The sequence below is a fragment of the Marivirga tractuosa genome (assembly GCF_042140215.1).
GTDB classification, from domain to species: Bacteria; Bacteroidota; Bacteroidia; order Cytophagales; family Cyclobacteriaceae; genus Marivirga; species Marivirga tractuosa_A.
Genome location: NZ_CP159478.1, coordinates 1,240,682 through 1,258,302, shown reverse-complemented (window position 1 = coordinate 1,258,302; position 17,621 = coordinate 1,240,682). Strand labels below are relative to the sequence as shown.

General features: G+C 34.1%; 15 protein-coding genes. 7 read left to right on the top strand and 8 right to left on the bottom strand.

The window, feature by feature from the left end; genetic code table 11:
- Positions 1-16: 16 nt before the first annotated feature.
- Positions 17-688, bottom strand: a complete 672-nt coding sequence (locus ABWH96_RS05725) for a succinate dehydrogenase cytochrome b subunit (RefSeq protein WP_375580532.1) — start codon at positions 686-688, stop codon at positions 17-19.
- A 220-nt stretch (positions 689-908) separates the two neighbouring features.
- On the opposite strand from ABWH96_RS05725, the gene ABWH96_RS05720 reads away from it, so the two are divergent.
- From ABWH96_RS05720 to ABWH96_RS05705, 4 genes are all read left to right on the top strand, one after another.
- The gene (locus tag ABWH96_RS05720) at positions 909-3,698 is read left to right on the top strand and encodes a gliding motility-associated C-terminal domain-containing protein (RefSeq protein WP_375580531.1); all 2,790 of its coding nucleotides are present in this window, start codon (positions 909-911) and stop codon (positions 3,696-3,698) included.
- Positions 3,699-4,103, top strand: coding sequence for a thiol-disulfide oxidoreductase DCC family protein (locus tag ABWH96_RS05715; protein WP_375580530.1), 405 nt, complete (start codon positions 3,699-3,701; stop codon positions 4,101-4,103).
- A 225-nt stretch (positions 4,104-4,328) separates the two neighbouring features.
- A complete protein-coding gene (fabD, locus tag ABWH96_RS05710; RefSeq protein ID WP_375580529.1) occupies positions 4,329-5,207 on the top strand; it encodes an ACP S-malonyltransferase in 879 nt (292 codons plus the stop codon).
- Positions 5,208-5,289: 82 nt separating this feature from the next.
- Positions 5,290-6,498 carry an ATP-binding protein gene (locus ABWH96_RS05705; protein WP_375580528.1) on the top strand — a complete coding sequence of 403 codons (1,209 nt, stop codon included), beginning with the start codon at positions 5,290-5,292 and terminating at the stop codon, positions 6,496-6,498.
- A gap of 1 nt (position 6,499) precedes the next feature.
- Here ABWH96_RS05705 and ABWH96_RS05700 read toward each other — a convergent pair whose 3' ends face one another.
- The 7 genes from ABWH96_RS05700 to ABWH96_RS05670 form a co-directional block, all read right to left on the bottom strand.
- Entirely contained in the window at positions 6,500-6,961 is a 462-nt protein-coding gene (locus ABWH96_RS05700) for a fasciclin domain-containing protein (RefSeq protein WP_375580527.1), read from the bottom strand.
- A gap of 172 nt (positions 6,962-7,133) precedes the next feature.
- Entirely contained in the window at positions 7,134-7,517 is a 384-nt protein-coding gene (locus tag ABWH96_RS05695) for a DUF983 domain-containing protein (RefSeq protein WP_375580526.1), read from the bottom strand.
- An 87-nt stretch (positions 7,518-7,604) separates the two neighbouring features.
- Positions 7,605-8,450: a hypothetical protein gene (locus ABWH96_RS05690; protein ID WP_375580525.1), complete on the bottom strand. Its 846-nt coding sequence runs from the start codon at positions 8,448-8,450 to the stop codon at positions 7,605-7,607.
- 171 nt (positions 8,451-8,621) lie between these two features.
- Positions 8,622-10,133, bottom strand: coding sequence for an NADP-dependent isocitrate dehydrogenase (locus ABWH96_RS05685; protein WP_375580524.1), 1,512 nt, complete (start codon positions 10,131-10,133; stop codon positions 8,622-8,624).
- A gap of 176 nt (positions 10,134-10,309) precedes the next feature.
- Complete coding sequence (locus ABWH96_RS05680) at positions 10,310-10,549, bottom strand: hypothetical protein (protein WP_375580523.1); 240 nt, start codon at positions 10,547-10,549, stop codon at positions 10,310-10,312.
- 521 nt (positions 10,550-11,070) lie between these two features.
- Positions 11,071-12,033, bottom strand: a complete 963-nt coding sequence (locus ABWH96_RS05675; RefSeq protein ID WP_375580522.1) for an SDR family oxidoreductase — start codon at positions 12,031-12,033, stop codon at positions 11,071-11,073.
- A gap of 212 nt (positions 12,034-12,245) precedes the next feature.
- On the bottom strand, positions 12,246-13,634 hold the full coding sequence (locus ABWH96_RS05670; protein ID WP_375580521.1) for an arginine decarboxylase: 1,389 nt from the start codon (positions 13,632-13,634) through the stop codon (positions 12,246-12,248).
- A 120-nt stretch (positions 13,635-13,754) separates the two neighbouring features.
- Between ABWH96_RS05670 and ABWH96_RS05665 the strand changes: the two genes are divergently transcribed.
- From ABWH96_RS05665 to argS, 3 genes are read left to right on the top strand one after another with little or no spacing between them, the layout of a single operon-like run.
- Positions 13,755-14,672 carry a dimethylarginine dimethylaminohydrolase family protein gene (locus ABWH96_RS05665; RefSeq protein WP_375580520.1) on the top strand — a complete coding sequence of 306 codons (918 nt, stop codon included), beginning with the start codon at positions 13,755-13,757 and terminating at the stop codon, positions 14,670-14,672.
- Between the two features lie 35 nt (positions 14,673-14,707).
- Positions 14,708-15,652, top strand: a complete 945-nt coding sequence (gene ctlX, locus ABWH96_RS05660; protein ID WP_375580519.1) for a citrulline utilization hydrolase CtlX — start codon at positions 14,708-14,710, stop codon at positions 15,650-15,652.
- Positions 15,653-15,688: 36 nt separating this feature from the next.
- Positions 15,689-17,479, top strand: a complete 1,791-nt coding sequence (argS, locus tag ABWH96_RS05655) for an arginine--tRNA ligase (RefSeq protein WP_375580518.1) — start codon at positions 15,689-15,691, stop codon at positions 17,477-17,479.
- Positions 17,480-17,621 lie beyond the last annotated feature (142 nt).

Below are 17,621 nucleotides of genomic sequence, written 5' to 3'. Positions count from 1 at the left end.
AGTACAGTAATTATCCTTAACTATTGAAAAACATGATTAATGGAATACTAGCGAATGCAGCCGGAATAAGGATTGCATAAACGATTCCTAATTTTTTAATGAATGGCGTGTATTTACTATGGTTAATTCCAAGTGTTTGAAAAGCGCTTGAAAAGCCATGTGATAAGTGAAAAGCTAATCCCACCATACACACCACATAAATAGCAACATACCACCATTCACTGAATGCTGCATTAACAACTGCATATAGGTCTTTGTTTCCAGCTTCATCAATTGGAATAGAACCCCAATGCATTTCATACCAAAAATTCCTTAAATGGATTACTAAAAAAACAAAAATGATAAATCCTAAAATCCCCATATTTCTTGATGAAAAGGAGCTGTTTGCAGAACCTTTTACTTTATCATAGCCAACAGGCCTTGCTTTTTTGTTTTTGATTACCAAAGCAATTGACATAATGATATGAATTAATATAAATGCATATAATCCATAAGAGGTGAATTTTATAATGGGATTTGAGGTCATAAATTTAGCATATGCATTAAAAGCTAAACCTCCATCATCAGCTAATAACTGAAAATTACCCGCTAAATGGACTACCAAAAAAATGATTAAAAAAAGTCCGGTAAGTGACATCACCAATTTCCTACCGATTGTACTCGTTAAAGTGTCAGAAAGCCAACTCATATATTTTATTTTAATTAATAGGTTTATAATAAAATGTTCGTCTCAAAGTTACATTTGGAACACTTAGAAAACAATTGTGTTTTCTATTTTAAACAATTCTAAATAATATCACTTTATTAAGTATTTATCAATAACTTTAAATGAAATCTGAATGTTTTGATGTTTTGAGAACAATATTTTTTAAATTAACGTTTTAAATGTTCTTACCAATAATTGACTAGTGAAAAAATTAACTCTATTCATCATATTGATTGTCTGCACCTTAGGTGAATCCTTAGCAACTCATATTAGAGCCGGGGAAATTACTGCCAAAAGAATTGGTTGTAGTGGTAGAGAGTATGAATTTACCCTTACTGCTTACAGAGATACTGGTTCTGATATTTTATTTGGTAATGGCGAGTTTAAATTTGGTGATGGTGAATCCATAATGTTGAACCCAGATGGTTTTAGCAGAAAAGAAATAATTGATGACGAGATTGAACTCGTAGAATTTAAAATAAAACATAATTATAATTCCGATGGAAATTATGTGGTTTCTTATGTAGAGGATTTTAGAAATGTTGGCATTATAAATATGAGTAATTCTGGTTCAGTTTCCTTTTATGTGGAAACTTTAATCAGAATAGACCCTTTCTTTGGGTGTAATGACACTCCAATATTCTTAATTCCTCCTGTAGATAAAGGGGCTGTTGGAGTCTTATTTTATCATAACCCTGGAGCTTTTGATATCAATGGTGATAGTATCGCATTTAAAATGGTAACTCCTCAAAGCAGAGAAGGTGTAAACGTACCTAATTTCAGATCTCCAGAAGTAGCAGCAGGAGGCCAAAATAGCCAACAAACTAACCCGGCTACTTTAACACTTGATGAAGTACTTGGTGACTTAATATGGGATGCCCCTGGAATGAAAGGCGAATTCAATATTGCCTTTATTGCAGAAGAATGGCGTAAAATTGCAGGCGAATGGCGTTTTTTAGGAAGTGTTACACGCGATATGCAAATTATAGTGGATGAAACTGAAAATGATCCTCCTGAACTGGAAATCCCACTAGACACTTGTATAGAAGCAGGAACATTGCTTGAAGCCGAAATAATAGCAACAGATCCAAACCCAGAATCATTAGTGAAAATTGAAGGTTTTGGTGGGCCTTTTGTTTTATCGCCTCCAGCGGTTTTAACACCAGAAAGTGATGATTTTTTTGAATCTCCAACAGTTTCCAATTTCTCCTGGCAAACTGACTGTTCTCATATTAGAGAAGACCCTTATTTGGTCAGGTTTAAAGCAACAGATAATGGTTCAGGATTAAGATTAACTGCTTTTGAAACTTGGAGTGTAACGGTCGTTCCTCCTTCTCCAAAAAATGTAGTAGCTGAAAGCAAGCCTCAACGCTCAATTGAAGTAAGTTGGGATGAATACAACTGTGGTGATGCAGAAGTGATTCAAGTTTACAGAAGAGTAGATAGCTTCGAATTTGAACCTGAAAATTGTGAAATTGGCATTCCTGAAAATGGTGGCTATGAGTTAATTGGTGCAATTCCAGTGGGCCAAAACACTTTCTTAGATGATAATGCGGGACAAGGCTTAGATTTCGGAGCCACATATTGCTATAGATTAGTAGCTATATTTGAATTACCAAAAGGCGGAGTAAGTTATGCATCAGAAGAAGTATGTCAAAAAGTAGCCGCTACAGGCCCTGTGGTTACCAATGTTACTGTAGATGAAACAAGTTCTGAAAATGGAGAAATTACAGTAAGTTGGTTACCTCCTTTGGATATTGATACAGAAATTTACCCTGCCCCTTATAAATATCAAATTTTGAGAAGTAATGGAGGTGAACTTGAACCTGTAGCAGTAGTAGAAGACGATACAACATTTACTGACACTGGTTTAAATACAATTTCAGAATCATATAATTATCAATTAGAACTTTACCTTTTAAACGATGAAGTAAATGAAGAAAATTTGATTGAGATTTCTGCTAATGCTTCATCTGTAAGGCTCTCATCAGTTGGATTGTTTGAATCTATTGAGCTAAGCTGGGAAGCTAGTGTACCTTGGTCAAACACTAATCAAGATTTCCCTTATCATTATATTTATAGAAATAAGGTTAATTCCAACCCTGATGAAATGATCTTGATTGACTCAGTAGATGTCACTCAAAATGGATTTCAATATTTAGACAGTGGACAGTTCAATAATCAAAACTTATCTAATGATGAAGAATATTGCTATTATGTAACTACTTCAGGAGGATATGGAAATGAAGATATTTTTGAACCGCTGCTAAATGACTCCCAAATTTTGTGTGCACGACCTGATGATCAAATAGATCCATGCCCTCCATTTGATGTAGGTTTTCAATTAGATTCTCCTGACAAATGTTTAGAGTTTTTAGCTGATAAAGATTGTGAATTCAATCAATTTCAAAACGAACTTTTCTGGGAAGCGGATTTAGCTGACAGCTGTGATAGTCAAATTAGTTACTACGAAATATTCTTCCAAAATGACTTAGAAAGTGAATTTGAATTAATTGGCACAACTCGTGATGATTTCTTCATTCATGACGATCTAACTGAATTTGCAGGATGCTATAAGATTAGAGCGGTGGATCAATCAGAAAACAGAAGTGATTTCTCTGAAACTTTCTGTAAAGAGAATTGTCCAAATTTAGAATTCCCTAATGTCTTTACTCCTAATGGAGATACTAAGAATGATTTCTTTACTCCTTTCTATCAAAGGCCAAATGAGCCAGGTTCAATAGCATTGGAAAGATGCCCTAGATTTTTGGAGAAAATTGAATTCAAAGTATTTAATAGATACGGAAAACAAGTATATGCCTACGAAAGTGGAGGTGAGAATAGCTTATATATTAATTGGGATGGCACGAACTTTAGCGGAGATCCATTACCTTCTGCAACTTACTTCTATGAAGTTATTGCAACCTTTGACATGCTTCGCCCTGATAATAAGCAAAGAAAATACAAAGGATACGTTCAAATTATAAGATAATTGGAAGAAGAAAAACCTATTATATTTTTTGATGGGGTATGTAACTTGTGTAATGGCGCTATCAATTTCATTATAGATAGAGATAAAAAAGGCTATTTCAAATTCGCTCCCTTACAATCTGAAGTTGCTAAAAAGTATATTCCTCAATCAGTAATTGAAAAAACTGACAGTATTCTTTATTGGGATGCTGGAAATCTTTATTCCAAAAGCAGTGCTGCTTTAAGAATAGCAAAAAAGCTAGATGGTTTTTGGAAAGTTTTTTATGTCTTCATCATTATCCCCAAATTTATAAGAGATTTTGTTTACGATTTCATAGCCAGAAACCGATATAAATGGTTTGGAAAAAGAGATAGCTGCAGAATGCCTACTAAAGATATCAAAAATAGATTTTTAGAAATGGATTAGGCATTCACTGACTATTTAGATTTTCCAAAAGTTTATAACTTGCCACAAATTCTACATTCTGAATTATAATAATAAATAAATACTATATGAAATGAGCATAAATTTTAGCCATCTTAACATACAATCGAAGATAGCTGGCTTACCTCTGGTAGGAATAAAATTTGTAGCGAATTCCCCCATAGGGATCCCTTTGGGGCATATGAAAACTTAAAAACAACTATACACATGAAAGCTTATGTATTTCCGGGCCAAGGTGCCCAATATCCGGGAATGGGAAAAGAATTATATGAAAATAATGCTGATGCAAAAAAACTATTTGATGAAGCCAATGAAATTTTAGGCTTTGATATAACTAAAATAATGTTTGAAGGAACTGCCGAAGAACTGAAAGAAACCAAAGTAACTCAGCCAGCAGTATTCTTACATTCAGTAATCAATGCATTAGTTCATCCAGACTTTAAACCAGAGATGGTTGCTGGTCATTCTTTAGGAGAATTCTCTGCATTAGTTGCAAATGGCACTTTAACTTTTTCAGATGGATTGAAATTAGTTTATAAACGTGCTTTAGCAATGCAAAAAGCTTGTGAAATCAATCCGTCTACTATGGCTGCAGTTTTAGGGTTAGAAGATGAGGTTGTAGAGAAAATTTGCGATGAAATTAGTGATGAAGTAGTGGTTCCTGCCAATTATAATTGTCCAGGCCAGTTAGTGATTTCAGGATCTAATAAAGGAATTGAAATTGCTTGTGAAAAAATGAAAGAAGCTGGGGCAAAAAGAGCACTTCCTCTTCCAGTTGGAGGTGCCTTCCATTCGCCACTAATGGAGCCAGCGAGAGAAGAATTAGCTAAAGCCATTGAAGAAACACAGTTTAATGAACCTAAATGCCCCGTTTATCAAAATGTAAATGCGCAAGGCTCAATTGATGTGGAAGCAATAAAATCAAACTTGATTGCTCAATTAACTGCACCAGTCAGATGGACACAATCTGTTCATCAAATGGTTCAAGACGGAGCTTCCATCTTTATTGAAAGTGGACCTGGAAAAGTATTGCAAGGATTAGTGAAAAAAATAAACAGAGAATCCGAGGTAGCTCAATTGTCGTAAATTTTAACAAATAAATAATTGCAATAAGTCGATTTTTAATTAAAAAACGCTGAACTTCAATTGTTTATTGAAAATTAGATCGATGCAGAAGCCTGAAATTCCAGATAATGAAAAAGAACGATTAAGAGAACTCCGCAGGTTAAATATACTTGATTCTGAACAGGAAAAAGATTTTGACGAATTAGTGGGACTTGCTTCCATAATTTGCGGAGTTCCTATTTCATTGGTTACATTAATAGATGATGACAGACAGTGGTTTAAATCTAAAAAAGGACTTGCTGTAGATTCTACTGCACGAGATGTCTCCTTTTGTGGGCACGCTATTAATAGTGATGAAATATTTGTGATTGAAAATGCTGTAGCTGACGAAAGGTTCTATGACAACCCATTGGTAACAGGTGACCCTAACATCAGATTTTATGCAGGTATGCCTATAAAATCTGAAAATGGTTTTAATTTAGGTACCCTCTGTGTTATCGATTCTAAGCCAAAAAAACTTAGCGATCATCAAATTAAAGCCTTAAAAATATTAGGGGGACAAGCTTCAAAGTTGATTGAGCTAAGAGACAAAAAAAATGAGTTAGAAATAAAAAATGATAAGTTAGAAGCATTAAATCAACTTAATAATCGCATCACCAGTATTATATCTCATGATTTAAAAGGGCCAATAAATAGTTTGAGAGCTTATATGAATTCAAATTACATAGATGCTAACAAACCAGAAGATTTAGCCCAATTATTTCCTTTGGTCAAAAACAACCTTAACAGCCTTAATGAACTGGTTGAGAATTTATTGGAATGGTCAAGAAGTACAAATGATGTAAATTTCATTGAGATAAATATCAAGGATTTAGTGTTTGAAGTTTGTTATTTATTTGAAGTAAATGCTTTAGAAAAAAATATTAAACTAAAATGCGAAATTAATAATGAACTAGAAGTTCTTGCAGATATTGCCATGCTGAGATTCATCATTAGAAATCTAATCAATAATGGAATTAAATTTACGGAGAATGGTGAAGTAGCAGTAGAATCTGAAAAAACTGTTGATAATAAAGTTAGAATTAAAGTAATTGATAGCGGTGTAGGCATATCAAAGGAATTACTGGATAGAATAAAACTGAAAGATAAAAAGGTTTCTACTAAGGGGACAAGAAATGAGAAAGGTACAGGTTTAGGTCTTCAGCTTGTTCGAGAATTCTTATCCATTCATAAATCTGAACTGAAAATTGAATCAGAAGAAAAAAAAGGAAGTGTATTTTCATTTACACTTCCTTTAGCTCCAAAAGGATAAATTATTTTAAAGGCATAATCAACCTATCAATTTTATAAATAATCACATCTGAGGTTTCTTCATGCTTTTCTTGAATCACAGCATTTTCAATCTTTAGTTCGTTTTCATGAGATATCTTAACGGATTGATTTTGCAGTGTTTTGATTTTGTCAGTGTTTTTTAAATCATCAAAATTCACTTTTTTAGGAACAACGTGATAATTTAATAATTGCACTAATGCTTGTATATTATTATCATCCATGAAATTCTCCCAAACATCTTCTGGCAATAATTTGAAAGCCTTATTGCTCGGAATCATTAATGTCATTTTATCTAACTTAGCAATCTCTTTCGATAAATTAGCCTGATCAATAGCTTCATAAAACATTGAAAATTCAGGATTATCCTTAATGGTTTTAATGATTCTGTCAACTTCTTCAGAGCCTATTTCTTCTTTCTTAGGTTTTTCTAATCGAACCTGCAAAAGTTTTTGTTCCTATAATTGATGCTACTATAATTCCTATAAATAATATTACGTCTCTTCTTTTCATCACTCTTTAATTATTATTACCGTATTAATACAAATTATTTATGCTGTTAACACGGGATAATATATTTTGTTTAAAAAAAAGTATGTTTTAATTAAACAAAAGTGATTATTCGTATTCTGACCTTTTATCTGGATTATATTTAACAAACAAATTAATATAAGCAGATCGGGACAAGCGAAAAGTTAAAGGAATCATTAAGAGGGATAAGGATACTGATAGGGTAATAATTAACCAAAGTTCGGCAAAACCTAAAATATTCAATGCAACAAAAACTGTGATAATCAATGCCACTTGCATCGCATAACTTATATACATAGCACCATCAAAGAAGGAAGGTTCGGACATATAGCGTAAACCACAATTCGAGCAATGCTTAGGCATTTTCTGGAAATTCTTAATGTCATAAGTTTTAGACTTAAACAAATCTCCTTCATGACATCTTGGGCATTTAAATTTAAATATGCTATATAATTTATTCCCTTTTTGCATTTAATTCTTTTCAGGTGTTATATTCAATTTTCTTTAATACTGCAAATAACCAATTTTAGCAATGAATACTAAGTAACTAAAGTAACATTAAGTATTCAACCATCTCCAAAATTTACCTAGTATTGTCTTTGGTTGAGGTTTTTGTATCTCACTATGCTCAACTTCTTCAGGTTTTTTCTTTTTTGGCTTTTTCTTTTGCTCAAGCTGTTTAGGTTTTAAAATTTTTTCCTTGTAAAACTGCTCACGCTTTTTCTTTCTCTCCTTTTCAATTCTTTCACGCTTTCTGGCTTCTTGTTCTTCTTCACGTTTTCTAATCTCCGAAGGGCTTAATTCACGTTTATGATTTCTTTTTGGAGACTTTTTCCTCGGCTTTGAGTATGATTTCTTTTCTTTAAGCTTTGTTTCCTGTTTTTCCTCTGGTTCTGGTTTTGGCTTTGGTTCAGGTAGATCTATTTTTCCTACCACATTTAATCCTCTTAATTCTACTTTAGCTGGCTTAATTACTAAATCCTCATCAACTTCTTGTCCTTCAGTTTCTAATAATTCTTCAACGGTCTTAAATGATTTTTTATCTACCTTTTCCGATTCTTCAACTGCTTGATTTTCTTTCTCAGTCGGTTCCTCTTCCTCTTTCTCTTCCTTTTGACTTATGGTTTCTTCCTCAGCCTTCTCTTCTTCTTTCTCATTAGGTTCTTGCTCAGTATCCTCAATAATAACATCACTGATTGACTCATCCTTAAATTCTTCTTCTGAAGGTAATTCTTCAGCTTTATTTTCCTCTTCAATTTCAAAGTACCTATAAAGCAACTGAACAGCTTCTTCTTCTAATTTAGTATTAGAATCCTTTTCAATAGTAATACCTCTGATTTCAAGGAAATCAACTATATCTTCTGTGGTTATTGAAAGTTTTCTCGCTACTTGGGCAAGTCTCATGGTTGTTATTGGTTATTAGCTGGTTAGTTGCAAATATATCATTTTAAGAGGATATATGAATATTTTATCAACTATTTACGTAAGCTTAAAAAGAAATGGTGAAAATTCGTATTTTTGTGGTAGAAAAATGCAGAGATTGAGCTCAACCCCTGCATAAATATTCATGATCTATTATTCTCCTTGACCTAAAGAAAACCCTAATTCTCCATCAAAGGTATACAAGTTTTCCGTTTTGATGATATCAAATCCTGCTTCATTCAAGGCTGTCATCAATTCCAAGACTTCTTTATAATCGATAGTTTTGTAATCAGGCTTTCCTTCTATTACTTGAGCATTTTTAGAAATAAATCGACATCTCCAGTGATCCGTACAGAAAGTAGAAGCCATACCACCAGGATAAACTTTCACCCCTCTGTTAGTAATCATTTTAAGCTTTAAGAAATCCTTTGAGCTTTCTGTTAAACTATCACCAAATTTATTAGCATCCCTCTCTCTATGATCAATAAAAACATCTACCCCAACCAATTTCTTTTCTTTTGGAGTATGCGTTTTTTCTTGGATATTGATCCTAAAATCTTCACCATCCTTCACTTCAATTTTCTTGAATTGCTGAGGAACTTGGCCTAATCTTTCAATTACAGCATCTGCAAATTCCATTGTTCCAACTTTTTGCATGCTGTGGCCTTCTTTATAGATTTCTCCTGTGTGGATTCCATCTTCCAAAGTAGTCAACCAGGCATTATGAATTAATGCTGCTTTTTCAACCTCTCCAAAATATTGCAACATTTGGATTGCACCATGCAATAAGCCAGAAGGATTGGCGATTTTCTTTCCTGCAATATCAGGAGCTGAACCGTGAATCGCTTCGAACATAGCATATTCTTTTCCAATATTAGAAGAACCTGCAAGTCCCACGGAGCCAGAAATTTCAGCCGTTACATCAGAAACTATATCTCCATATAGGTTTAATGTAACAATTACATCATAATCCTCAGGACGGTTGGCAATTCTAGCTGTGGCAATATCAATAATCTGGCTTTCCGCCTGAATATCTGGATATTCTTTAGCTACTTCTTTGAAAACGCTATGGAATAAACCATCAGAAATTTTCATGATATTATCTTTAACTAAGCAAGTAACTTTCTTACGGTTATATTTTTTAGCGTATTCAAATGCGTATCGAACAATCTTTTCAGAACCTGGCCTTGAAATCAATTTCAAGCATTGTACAACCTCATCTGTTTGTTGGTGTTCAATTCCAGCATATAAATCCTCTTCATTTTCTCTAACTACCACCAAATCCATGACAGGATGCTTACTTTCCACAATTGGATGATAAGAAACGGCAGGTCTCACATTTGAAAATAAACCCAATGATTTCCTAATGGTAACATTCAAACTTTTGTAACCTGAACCTTGTGGAGTAGTAATAGGAGCTTTTAGAATTACTTTCTTTTTGTGAATAGCTTCCCAAGCACTTTCAGGAATTCCAGAGGTATTACCTGATAAATAAGCTTGTTCACCTATTTCAATGTGGTCAGCATCTAAGCTAACATTTGCTGCTTCCAAGATTTTTAAAGTGGCGTCCATAATTTCAGGACCAATTCCATCTCCTTTTGCAACAACTACCGGAAGTGGCTTGGTAGTTTTTTTTAAATAATCTGCATTAACAGAATCTTTCATGACTGGATTTTTATGTTCTATAAACTATTATTTCCGATTGAAGGGTAATTTAACTGATGAGGATATACACGGTATAAATGTATTATAGTTGATATAGCCTCTAAAATTGTTGCAAAAATAGTGTAGAAGGCATTGGAATCAAAGCCGTTGTAAGTTTTAAACAGAAGTAATAAGATTCAGGCTGTAAGTTCGGGTTCTGGTTTATCTTTTGGAAGACATACACCAGGTGGAAGGTCCAAAACAGGATCGTCATCATTTTCATTAGAACCACCTCCGCCACCACCGTCTTCATCATCGGAATTATTTCCGTTTTTCAGCACCCATCTTATAAAGTAGGATACCAAAAAAGCACAACTTGCTACCAATATGAGGTAGTCAGGATTTTGAATGATATAGTGAAAGAATGTTTCTGACATTTCTTTTAATACAATTTTTCGACTAAAAGCATTCAAAAGTTAATCAATTTCTTGGGGAATTGTTAAATTATTGGGCGGGAAATTTAGATGAGGGTTCTATATACTTTAAAAGTATACCATTCTAAAATGGATAGATTATGCATTTTAGCGGTAATGTCACTCCTACGGAGCTTTGCTTTGCATTATAGGTTTTGGATTACCATAATTTCGTTCCTACGGAACTTAGGGTTGATATTGTATATCTCTTTTACTTTAGGAATTTGGATGAAGCGCCCATTTAGACAAAAAATTAAATTAATTTAAACGTAATGAAACTTTCATTCAACACTCTAATCTTTAGTTAAGCAATAAATACTCTTCTTTTGAAATGACTCCAAACCTGAAGTCCCATTCGGGACGAACTTATGGTAACAAGGACTGAAGTAGATAATCTTAGGCCCGTAGGGCTGACATTATTAATCTAGACAATGAAAATCGAGGTAGCTATTAGACTGAAATACTATCAACCTTTCAACTGAAAATCAAAAACCCATTTTCTTATACCAGGCATACACTTTACCTAAACCTTCTTTAAACCTAACCTGAGGTTTATAGCCTAATAGATTTTCAATTTTAGAGATATCGGCTTTGGAGTGTTTCACATCCCCTGGTCTTTCAGGGCCATAGTTGGGCTTTAAAGCTTTCCCACTTAAATCCTGCAATAAACCAATCATATCATTTAGGCTCATTTGATCACCACATGCCACATTATAAATCTGATTTAAGGCTTCTTTATTTTCCGAAAAGAGAGCTAGATCATTTGCATGAACAGCATTTTCCACAAAAGTAAAGTCTCTGCTGATTTCACCATCGCCATTAATGGTGGGTTCATTTCCATGAATAAAAGCCTTACAGAAAATTGGAATTACTGCTGCATATGGATTATCAGGATTTTGTCTGGGGCCGAAAATATTGAAATAGCGAAGCCCAACAAAATTCAAACCGTAGGTCTTTTGAAAAACTTCAGCATAAAGCTCAACCGCATATTTAGTTACAGCATACGGACTCAATGGTTTCCCAATGATATCTTCTTGTTTTGGTAAATTTGGACTATCTCCATAAGTACTTGAAGAACATGCTAAAACCACTCTATCAACCTTATTTTGAACTGCTGCATACAAAATATTCACCGTTCCGTCTATATTGACTTTAGTGCTTTGCATTGGGTTTTCAATAGATCGCGGAACTGAACCTAAAGCCGCTTGATGGCTTATTAAATCAAAGCCTTTGGTGAGTTCCAACATCTTATCATAATCGCAAATATCTTCTTCGAAAAACTCAAATTTAGGGTGACCTACAAATTCTTCAATATTGCTGTAGTAGCCGTTGGAGAGATTATCAATAACTCTAACTTTTTCTACCCTATCATCATTCAAATACTTTTCAACCAAATTTGAGCCAATAAAGCCTGCTCCTCCTGTAATTATGATTTTCTTTTGCGACATGCTGCGATAAATTTCTTTGGGGGCAAAGATAGGAACTCTATTGATTTTAGGCTTTAGATTAGGCTAAAAATCAATTGAAGGAATATTATTCCTGGAATAAAATAGAAATAGATTAAATGAGCTCTAACTAAACAAAAACGAATTCTTCCCTTAGGATTAACTAAAGAAAGAATTCGGAATAATAATCTTAATAAAATAAAATTCTAAAGAATCTAGTATCCCAAAATTTTCAACATACTTTCACTAGTTTGCTCTTCGGCAAAAAGCCTAGTTGAAATTTTACCTTCCTCATCCTTATCAATCAATACATGTTTTGGGGCTGGAATCAAACAATGTTGAATTCCACCATATCCACCTAAAGATTCTTGATATGCCCCAGTATGGAAAAAGCCTACATATTGCTTTTCATTTCTCTCCACTTTAGGTAAGAACACCTCAAAGGAATGAGCTTCTGAATTATAATAATCCATGGAGTCACAAGTAAGACCACCCAATTTCACCTTATGAAATGGCTCATTCCAATTGTTAATGGCCATTAATATGAATTTTTGGTTTAAACCCCAAACATCTGGCAAGTGCGTAATAAATGAGCCATCTATCATATACCAAAGCTCTTTATCATTTTGCAGCTTTTGATCCAAAATAGAATAAATAGTGGCACCGCTCTCTCCTACTGTATAACTTCCAAATTCTGTCATGATATGCGGAGTTTCCACATTATTCTTCTCACATATCCATTGGATGTTCTCTACAATCTGATCCACCATATACTGGTAATCGTATTCAAAACCTAAAGAAGTTTTGATTGGGAAACCTCCACCAATATCAATGGTATCTAGCTCAGGTGCTATTTTCTTCAACTCACAATATTTATCAATAAAGCGTCCTAATTCACTCCAGTAGTAAGCTGTGTCCTTAATTCCGGTATTGATAAAGAAATGCAACATTTTAAGCTTCGCCTTCTCGCTTTTAGCAATCTTATTTTGATATAAATCCAGTACATCATTATAGCGAATTCCTAATCGGCTGGTATAAAACTCAAATGTTGGCTCTTCATCTGAAGCAATTCTAATTCCTACTTTATAAGGATTTTTAGCCTCCGCTTCATAGCTGTCAATTTCATTCAGATCATCCAAAACAGGAACAACATTCTCAAACCCATCATTTATTAATTCATTTATGTATTGTCTGTAAAGCGGTCTTTTAAATCCGTTGCAAACCACATAATGCTGTTTAGTAAGCAATCCTTTGTTGTATAATTTCCTTACAATAGGAATGTCAAAAGAAGAAGAAGTTTCCATATGAACGCCTGCTTTCAAAGCTTCCTCCATCACAAAAGAAAAATGAGAGGATTTGGTACAATAGCAATAAGTATAATCCCCTTTATAATTTAATTTCTTAAATGCATTGGCAAAATATTCTCTCGCCTGATTAATATTTTGACTGATCTTGGGTAGATAAGTCAGTTTTAGAGGAGTACCATATTTCTCAATAATATCCATTAAAGGGACATCATGGAATTTCAGGGCATTATCCTCAACGTTAAATTCTTTTTGGGGCCAATAAAAGGTTTGTTCTATTAAATCTATGTAACTCTTCATTCAACTAAAGTTTAGTACGGTGTTGAAATGCAATATTGAATTATATTTGCAATCTTTGCAAAACTAAAATTTTAACGCTGAAACATTCGGGTTTTTCTATTAAATAATTCAATATTTTTTATGATAAATGTATTTGTAAACGATGAGACTTCCCCATTGAGGGCTGTGATATTAGGAACTGCCAAAGGAGTTGGGGATGTTCCCAATCTGGATGATGCCTATGATCCTAAGTCTAAAGAACATATTGCTGCAGGGACTTATCCCAAAGAAGCCGATATGGTGAAGGAAATGGAGGCATTTGCAAAGGTTTTAGAGAAACACGGAGTAAAAGTTTACCGACCGGAAATCATAGAAGATTATAATCAGATTTTCTCAAGAGATATTGGATTTGTAATTGAAGATAAATTCATCAAACCTAGAATTCTTAAAGACAGAAAAGAGGAAATCAAGGGCATTCAATATGTTTTAGAGCAAATAAATCCAAAGCAAATTGTTACAGTTCCAGAGGATGTGCGCGTTGAAGGCGGAGATGTAATGCCTTGGAAAGACCATATTTTTGTGGGCTATTCTGAAAAAGAAGATTTCGAGAAATATATTGTATCTAGAACCAATAGAGCGGGATTAGAATTTTTAGCTAATGAATTTCCAAACAAAAAAGTAAAAGGATTTCAGCTCAATAAATCAGATGAAGTAGCCAAAGACAATGCCTTGCATTTAGATTGCTGTTTTCAGCCAATAGGTGAAAATCAAGCTATCATTTACAAAGGTGGGTTCAAATTAGAAGAAGACTACAATTACCTGAAAGATTATTTCGGTGAGGAAAATTTAATCCACATCACCAGAGACGAAATGTACGAAATGAACTCTAATGTTTTCTCAATCAGCCCTAAAGTGGTGGTTTTGGAAGAAAATTTCACTCGCTTAGCAGGCATTTTGGAGGAAAAAGGATATACGGTTGAAAAAGTGCCTTATGCTGAAATTTCTAAAATGGAAGGTTTGTTAAGATGTTCAACTTTACCGCTTGAAAGAGCGAAATAAAATAATTTTTATTCTTTTTGAAAATTTTTAGTCAGATGGAAAATAAGCAAAGTACCAATACATTAATGATGATTCGCCCGGTTCAGTTCCGATTTAACGAACAAACTGCCGTGAATAATTATTATCAAAAAGCAATTGAAGGATTAAGTGCATCCGAAACACAATTAAAAGCGGCTGAAGAATTTGACCACTTTGTTGATAAACTTAGAAGCAAAAAGATCAATGTAATTGTGGTGGAAGATACGCCTGATCCAAGTACACCTGATTCTATTTTCCCAAACAATTGGGTTTCTTTTCATGAAGACGGGAAAGTGGGTTTATATCCTATGTATGCTCCCAACAGAAGGCTTGAAAGAAGACCCGATATTCTAGAGAAACTTCAAAGCAAAGAAGGTCTAAAAATAAGTGAGATTATAGATTTCTCACATTATGAAGCTGAAGATCGCTTTTTGGAAGGTACTGGCAGTATGATATTAGATCGTCCAAACAAGTTAGTCTATATAGCAATTTCGCTCAGAACAGACGAAAAAGTTTTGGATGAGTTCTGTGATAAATTTGGTTACAAAGCCATAAAATTTACAGCAAATCAAACAGTAGATGGCAAAAGACTGCCAATTTACCACACCAATGTAATGATGTGCATTGCTAATGATTTCGCTATTCTTTGTGCAAATTCAATTGACGATAAAAAAGGAAGAAAAACCGTTATTGAAAGTTTGCACAATAGTGGTAAAGAGGTAATTGAAATAAGCGAAGAGCAAAAACACCATTTCGCAGGAAATATGTTGCAAGTAAATGGAACAGATGGAAAGCCCTATTTGGTGATGTCTGCAGCTGCCCATCAATCATTAAGTGAAGAACAGGTTAAAAGAATTGAAAAATATTGCGAAATTATAAGTAGCTCATTGGATACTATTGAAGCTCTAGGTGGTGGAAGTGCCAGGTGCATGATGGCAGAAGTATTTTTACCCAAAGCTTAATCATTCAATTCACTATTTATTAAATAATTCTCTATCATGTTAAATTTAACAGAAGAACTTAAAGCATTATCTTTAAAAGCATTTAAATCTTTATTTGAACAAGATTTGGATGAAAACCTTATTCAAATCCAACCTACCAGAAAAGAATTCGAAGGAAGCCATACTTTAGTTTGCTTTCCACTGTCACGCTTTTCAAAATTAAAGCCTGAGCAAACTGCCGAGGCCGTTGGTAAATTCATGCAGGAAAACGCTGAAATGGTTAGCGGATTTAATGTGGTGAAAGGCTTTTTGAATATAGTGATAGCTGATAAAGTATGGCTGCAAATTGCTTCTGATATATTAAACACACCAAATTTCGGATTTAAAGCCGAAACGGGTAGAGAAGTAATGGTAGAATATTCTTCTCCAAATACCAACAAGCCTTTGCACTTAGGTCACTTAAGAAATAATTTCCTAGGCTACTCTGTTGCTCAGATTTTAAAAGCCAATGGAAATAAAGTCCATAAAGTGCAAATCATCAATGATAGAGGGATTCATATCTGTAAATCCATGGTGGCTTGGCAGAAATTTGGCGAAGGAGAAACTCCTGAATCTGCCAACATGAAGGGCGATAAATTGGTGGGGAAATATTATGTGATTTTCGACCAAAAATACAAAACCCAAATTGCTGAAATGGTCGAGGCGGGAAAGACTAAAGAAGAAGCTGAGAAAGAAGCCCCCATCATGAAAGAAGCACAGGATATGTTGCTGAAGTGGGAACAAAAAGATCCTGAGACTTATGAGCTTTGGGAAAAGATGAATGGCTGGGTTTATAAAGGTTTTGAAAACACCTACAAAACCATGGGAGTGGATTTTGATAAGTTATATTACGAATCCCAGACTTTCTCATTAGGCAAGGAAGAAGTACTTCGTGCTGTTGAAGAAGGATTGGCTTATAAAAAAGAAGATGGTTCCGTTTGGATTGATTTAACAGAAGAAGGCTTGGATGAGAAATTATTGCTCAGAAAAGATGGCACTTCCGTTTATATGACACAAGACATTGGAACTGCCATTTTACGATACAGAGACTTCCCTAAAATCGAACAACAAATTTATACAGTAGGAAACGAGCAGGAATACCACTTCAAGGTACTTTTCATCATCTTAGCTAAACTTGGATACGAATGGGCTAAAAACTGCTATCATTTATCTTACGGCATGGTGGATTTACCAACAGGTAAAATGAAATCCCGAGAAGGAACAGTGGTAGATGCAGATGATTTGATGGAAGATATGTTTGCCACTGCCAAAAGCAGAACAGATGAATTAGGCAAAATTGACGGCTTTAATGAAGAGGAAGCCCAAGAACTTTACCGTCAATTAGGCTTGGGCGCTTTGAAATATTATTTGCTAAAAGTTGATCCAGTAAAAAGAATGATGTTCAATCCTGAAGAGTCTATTGATTTTCAGGGAAATACTGGTCCTTTTATTCAATATGTACATGCCAGAATTTGTGCTATTCTAAGAAAAGCGGAGCAAATAGGAATTGAACCTAAGGTAAGTGAAAATCTAAACTCTTTAGAGCCTACTGAAAACAATGTACTGCAATTGATCATAGATTTCCCTAACAAAATAGAGGAAGCTGCAAATGGATATGCACCTTCCATCATTGCTAATTATGTGTATGAAGTAGCCAAAGCTTATAACAAATTCTATTCGGAAGTTTCCATTTTCAATGAATCTGATCAAGATGCATTAGCTTTCAGAATAGGATTCTCTAAAATAGTAGCTGAAACCATTGAAAAATCGATGAATTTATTGGGAGCAGAAGTTCCTGAGAAAATGTAGGATTAGTAGACAATTGAAAAAACGGAATCGATTGTAATTAGGTCAGTACCGCAGGTCCGACCGGAATTTGCAAAACAGTAAATACATAGAGAGAAATATTATCTTTTTATGGGAAATACTACCAAACATCAATCATTTAGAA

Excerpts from the sequence above, each read along its gene's own strand:
- ABWH96_RS05675 (WP_375580522.1), bottom strand. The coding sequence starts at position 12,033 with ATGTCGCAAAAGAAAATCATAATTACAGGAGGAGCAGGCTTTATTGGC.
- ABWH96_RS05685 (WP_375580524.1), bottom strand. The coding sequence starts at position 10,133 with ATGAAAGATTCTGTTAATGCAGATTATTTAAAAAAAACTACCAAGCCA.
- ctlX (WP_375580519.1), top strand. The coding sequence starts at position 14,708 with ATGGAAAATAAGCAAAGTACCAATACATTAATGATGATTCGCCCGGTT.
- ABWH96_RS05690 (WP_375580525.1), bottom strand. The coding sequence starts at position 8,450 with ATGAGACTTGCCCAAGTAGCGAGAAAACTTTCAATAACCACAGAAGAT.
- ABWH96_RS05695 (WP_375580526.1), bottom strand. The coding sequence starts at position 7,517 with ATGCAAAAAGGGAATAAATTATATAGCATATTTAAATTTAAATGCCCA.
- fabD (WP_375580529.1), top strand. The coding sequence starts at position 4,329 with ATGAAAGCTTATGTATTTCCGGGCCAAGGTGCCCAATATCCGGGAATG.
- ABWH96_RS05725 (WP_375580532.1), bottom strand. The coding sequence starts at position 688 with ATGAGTTGGCTTTCTGACACTTTAACGAGTACAATCGGTAGGAAATTG.
- ABWH96_RS05670 (WP_375580521.1), bottom strand. The coding sequence starts at position 13,634 with ATGAAGAGTTACATAGATTTAATAGAACAAACCTTTTATTGGCCCCAA.
- ABWH96_RS05680 (WP_375580523.1), bottom strand. The coding sequence starts at position 10,549 with ATGTCAGAAACATTCTTTCACTATATCATTCAAAATCCTGACTACCTC.
- ABWH96_RS05705 (WP_375580528.1), top strand. The coding sequence starts at position 5,290 with ATGCAGAAGCCTGAAATTCCAGATAATGAAAAAGAACGATTAAGAGAA.
- argS (WP_375580518.1), top strand. The coding sequence starts at position 15,689 with ATGTTAAATTTAACAGAAGAACTTAAAGCATTATCTTTAAAAGCATTT.
- ABWH96_RS05665 (WP_375580520.1), top strand. The coding sequence starts at position 13,755 with ATGATAAATGTATTTGTAAACGATGAGACTTCCCCATTGAGGGCTGTG.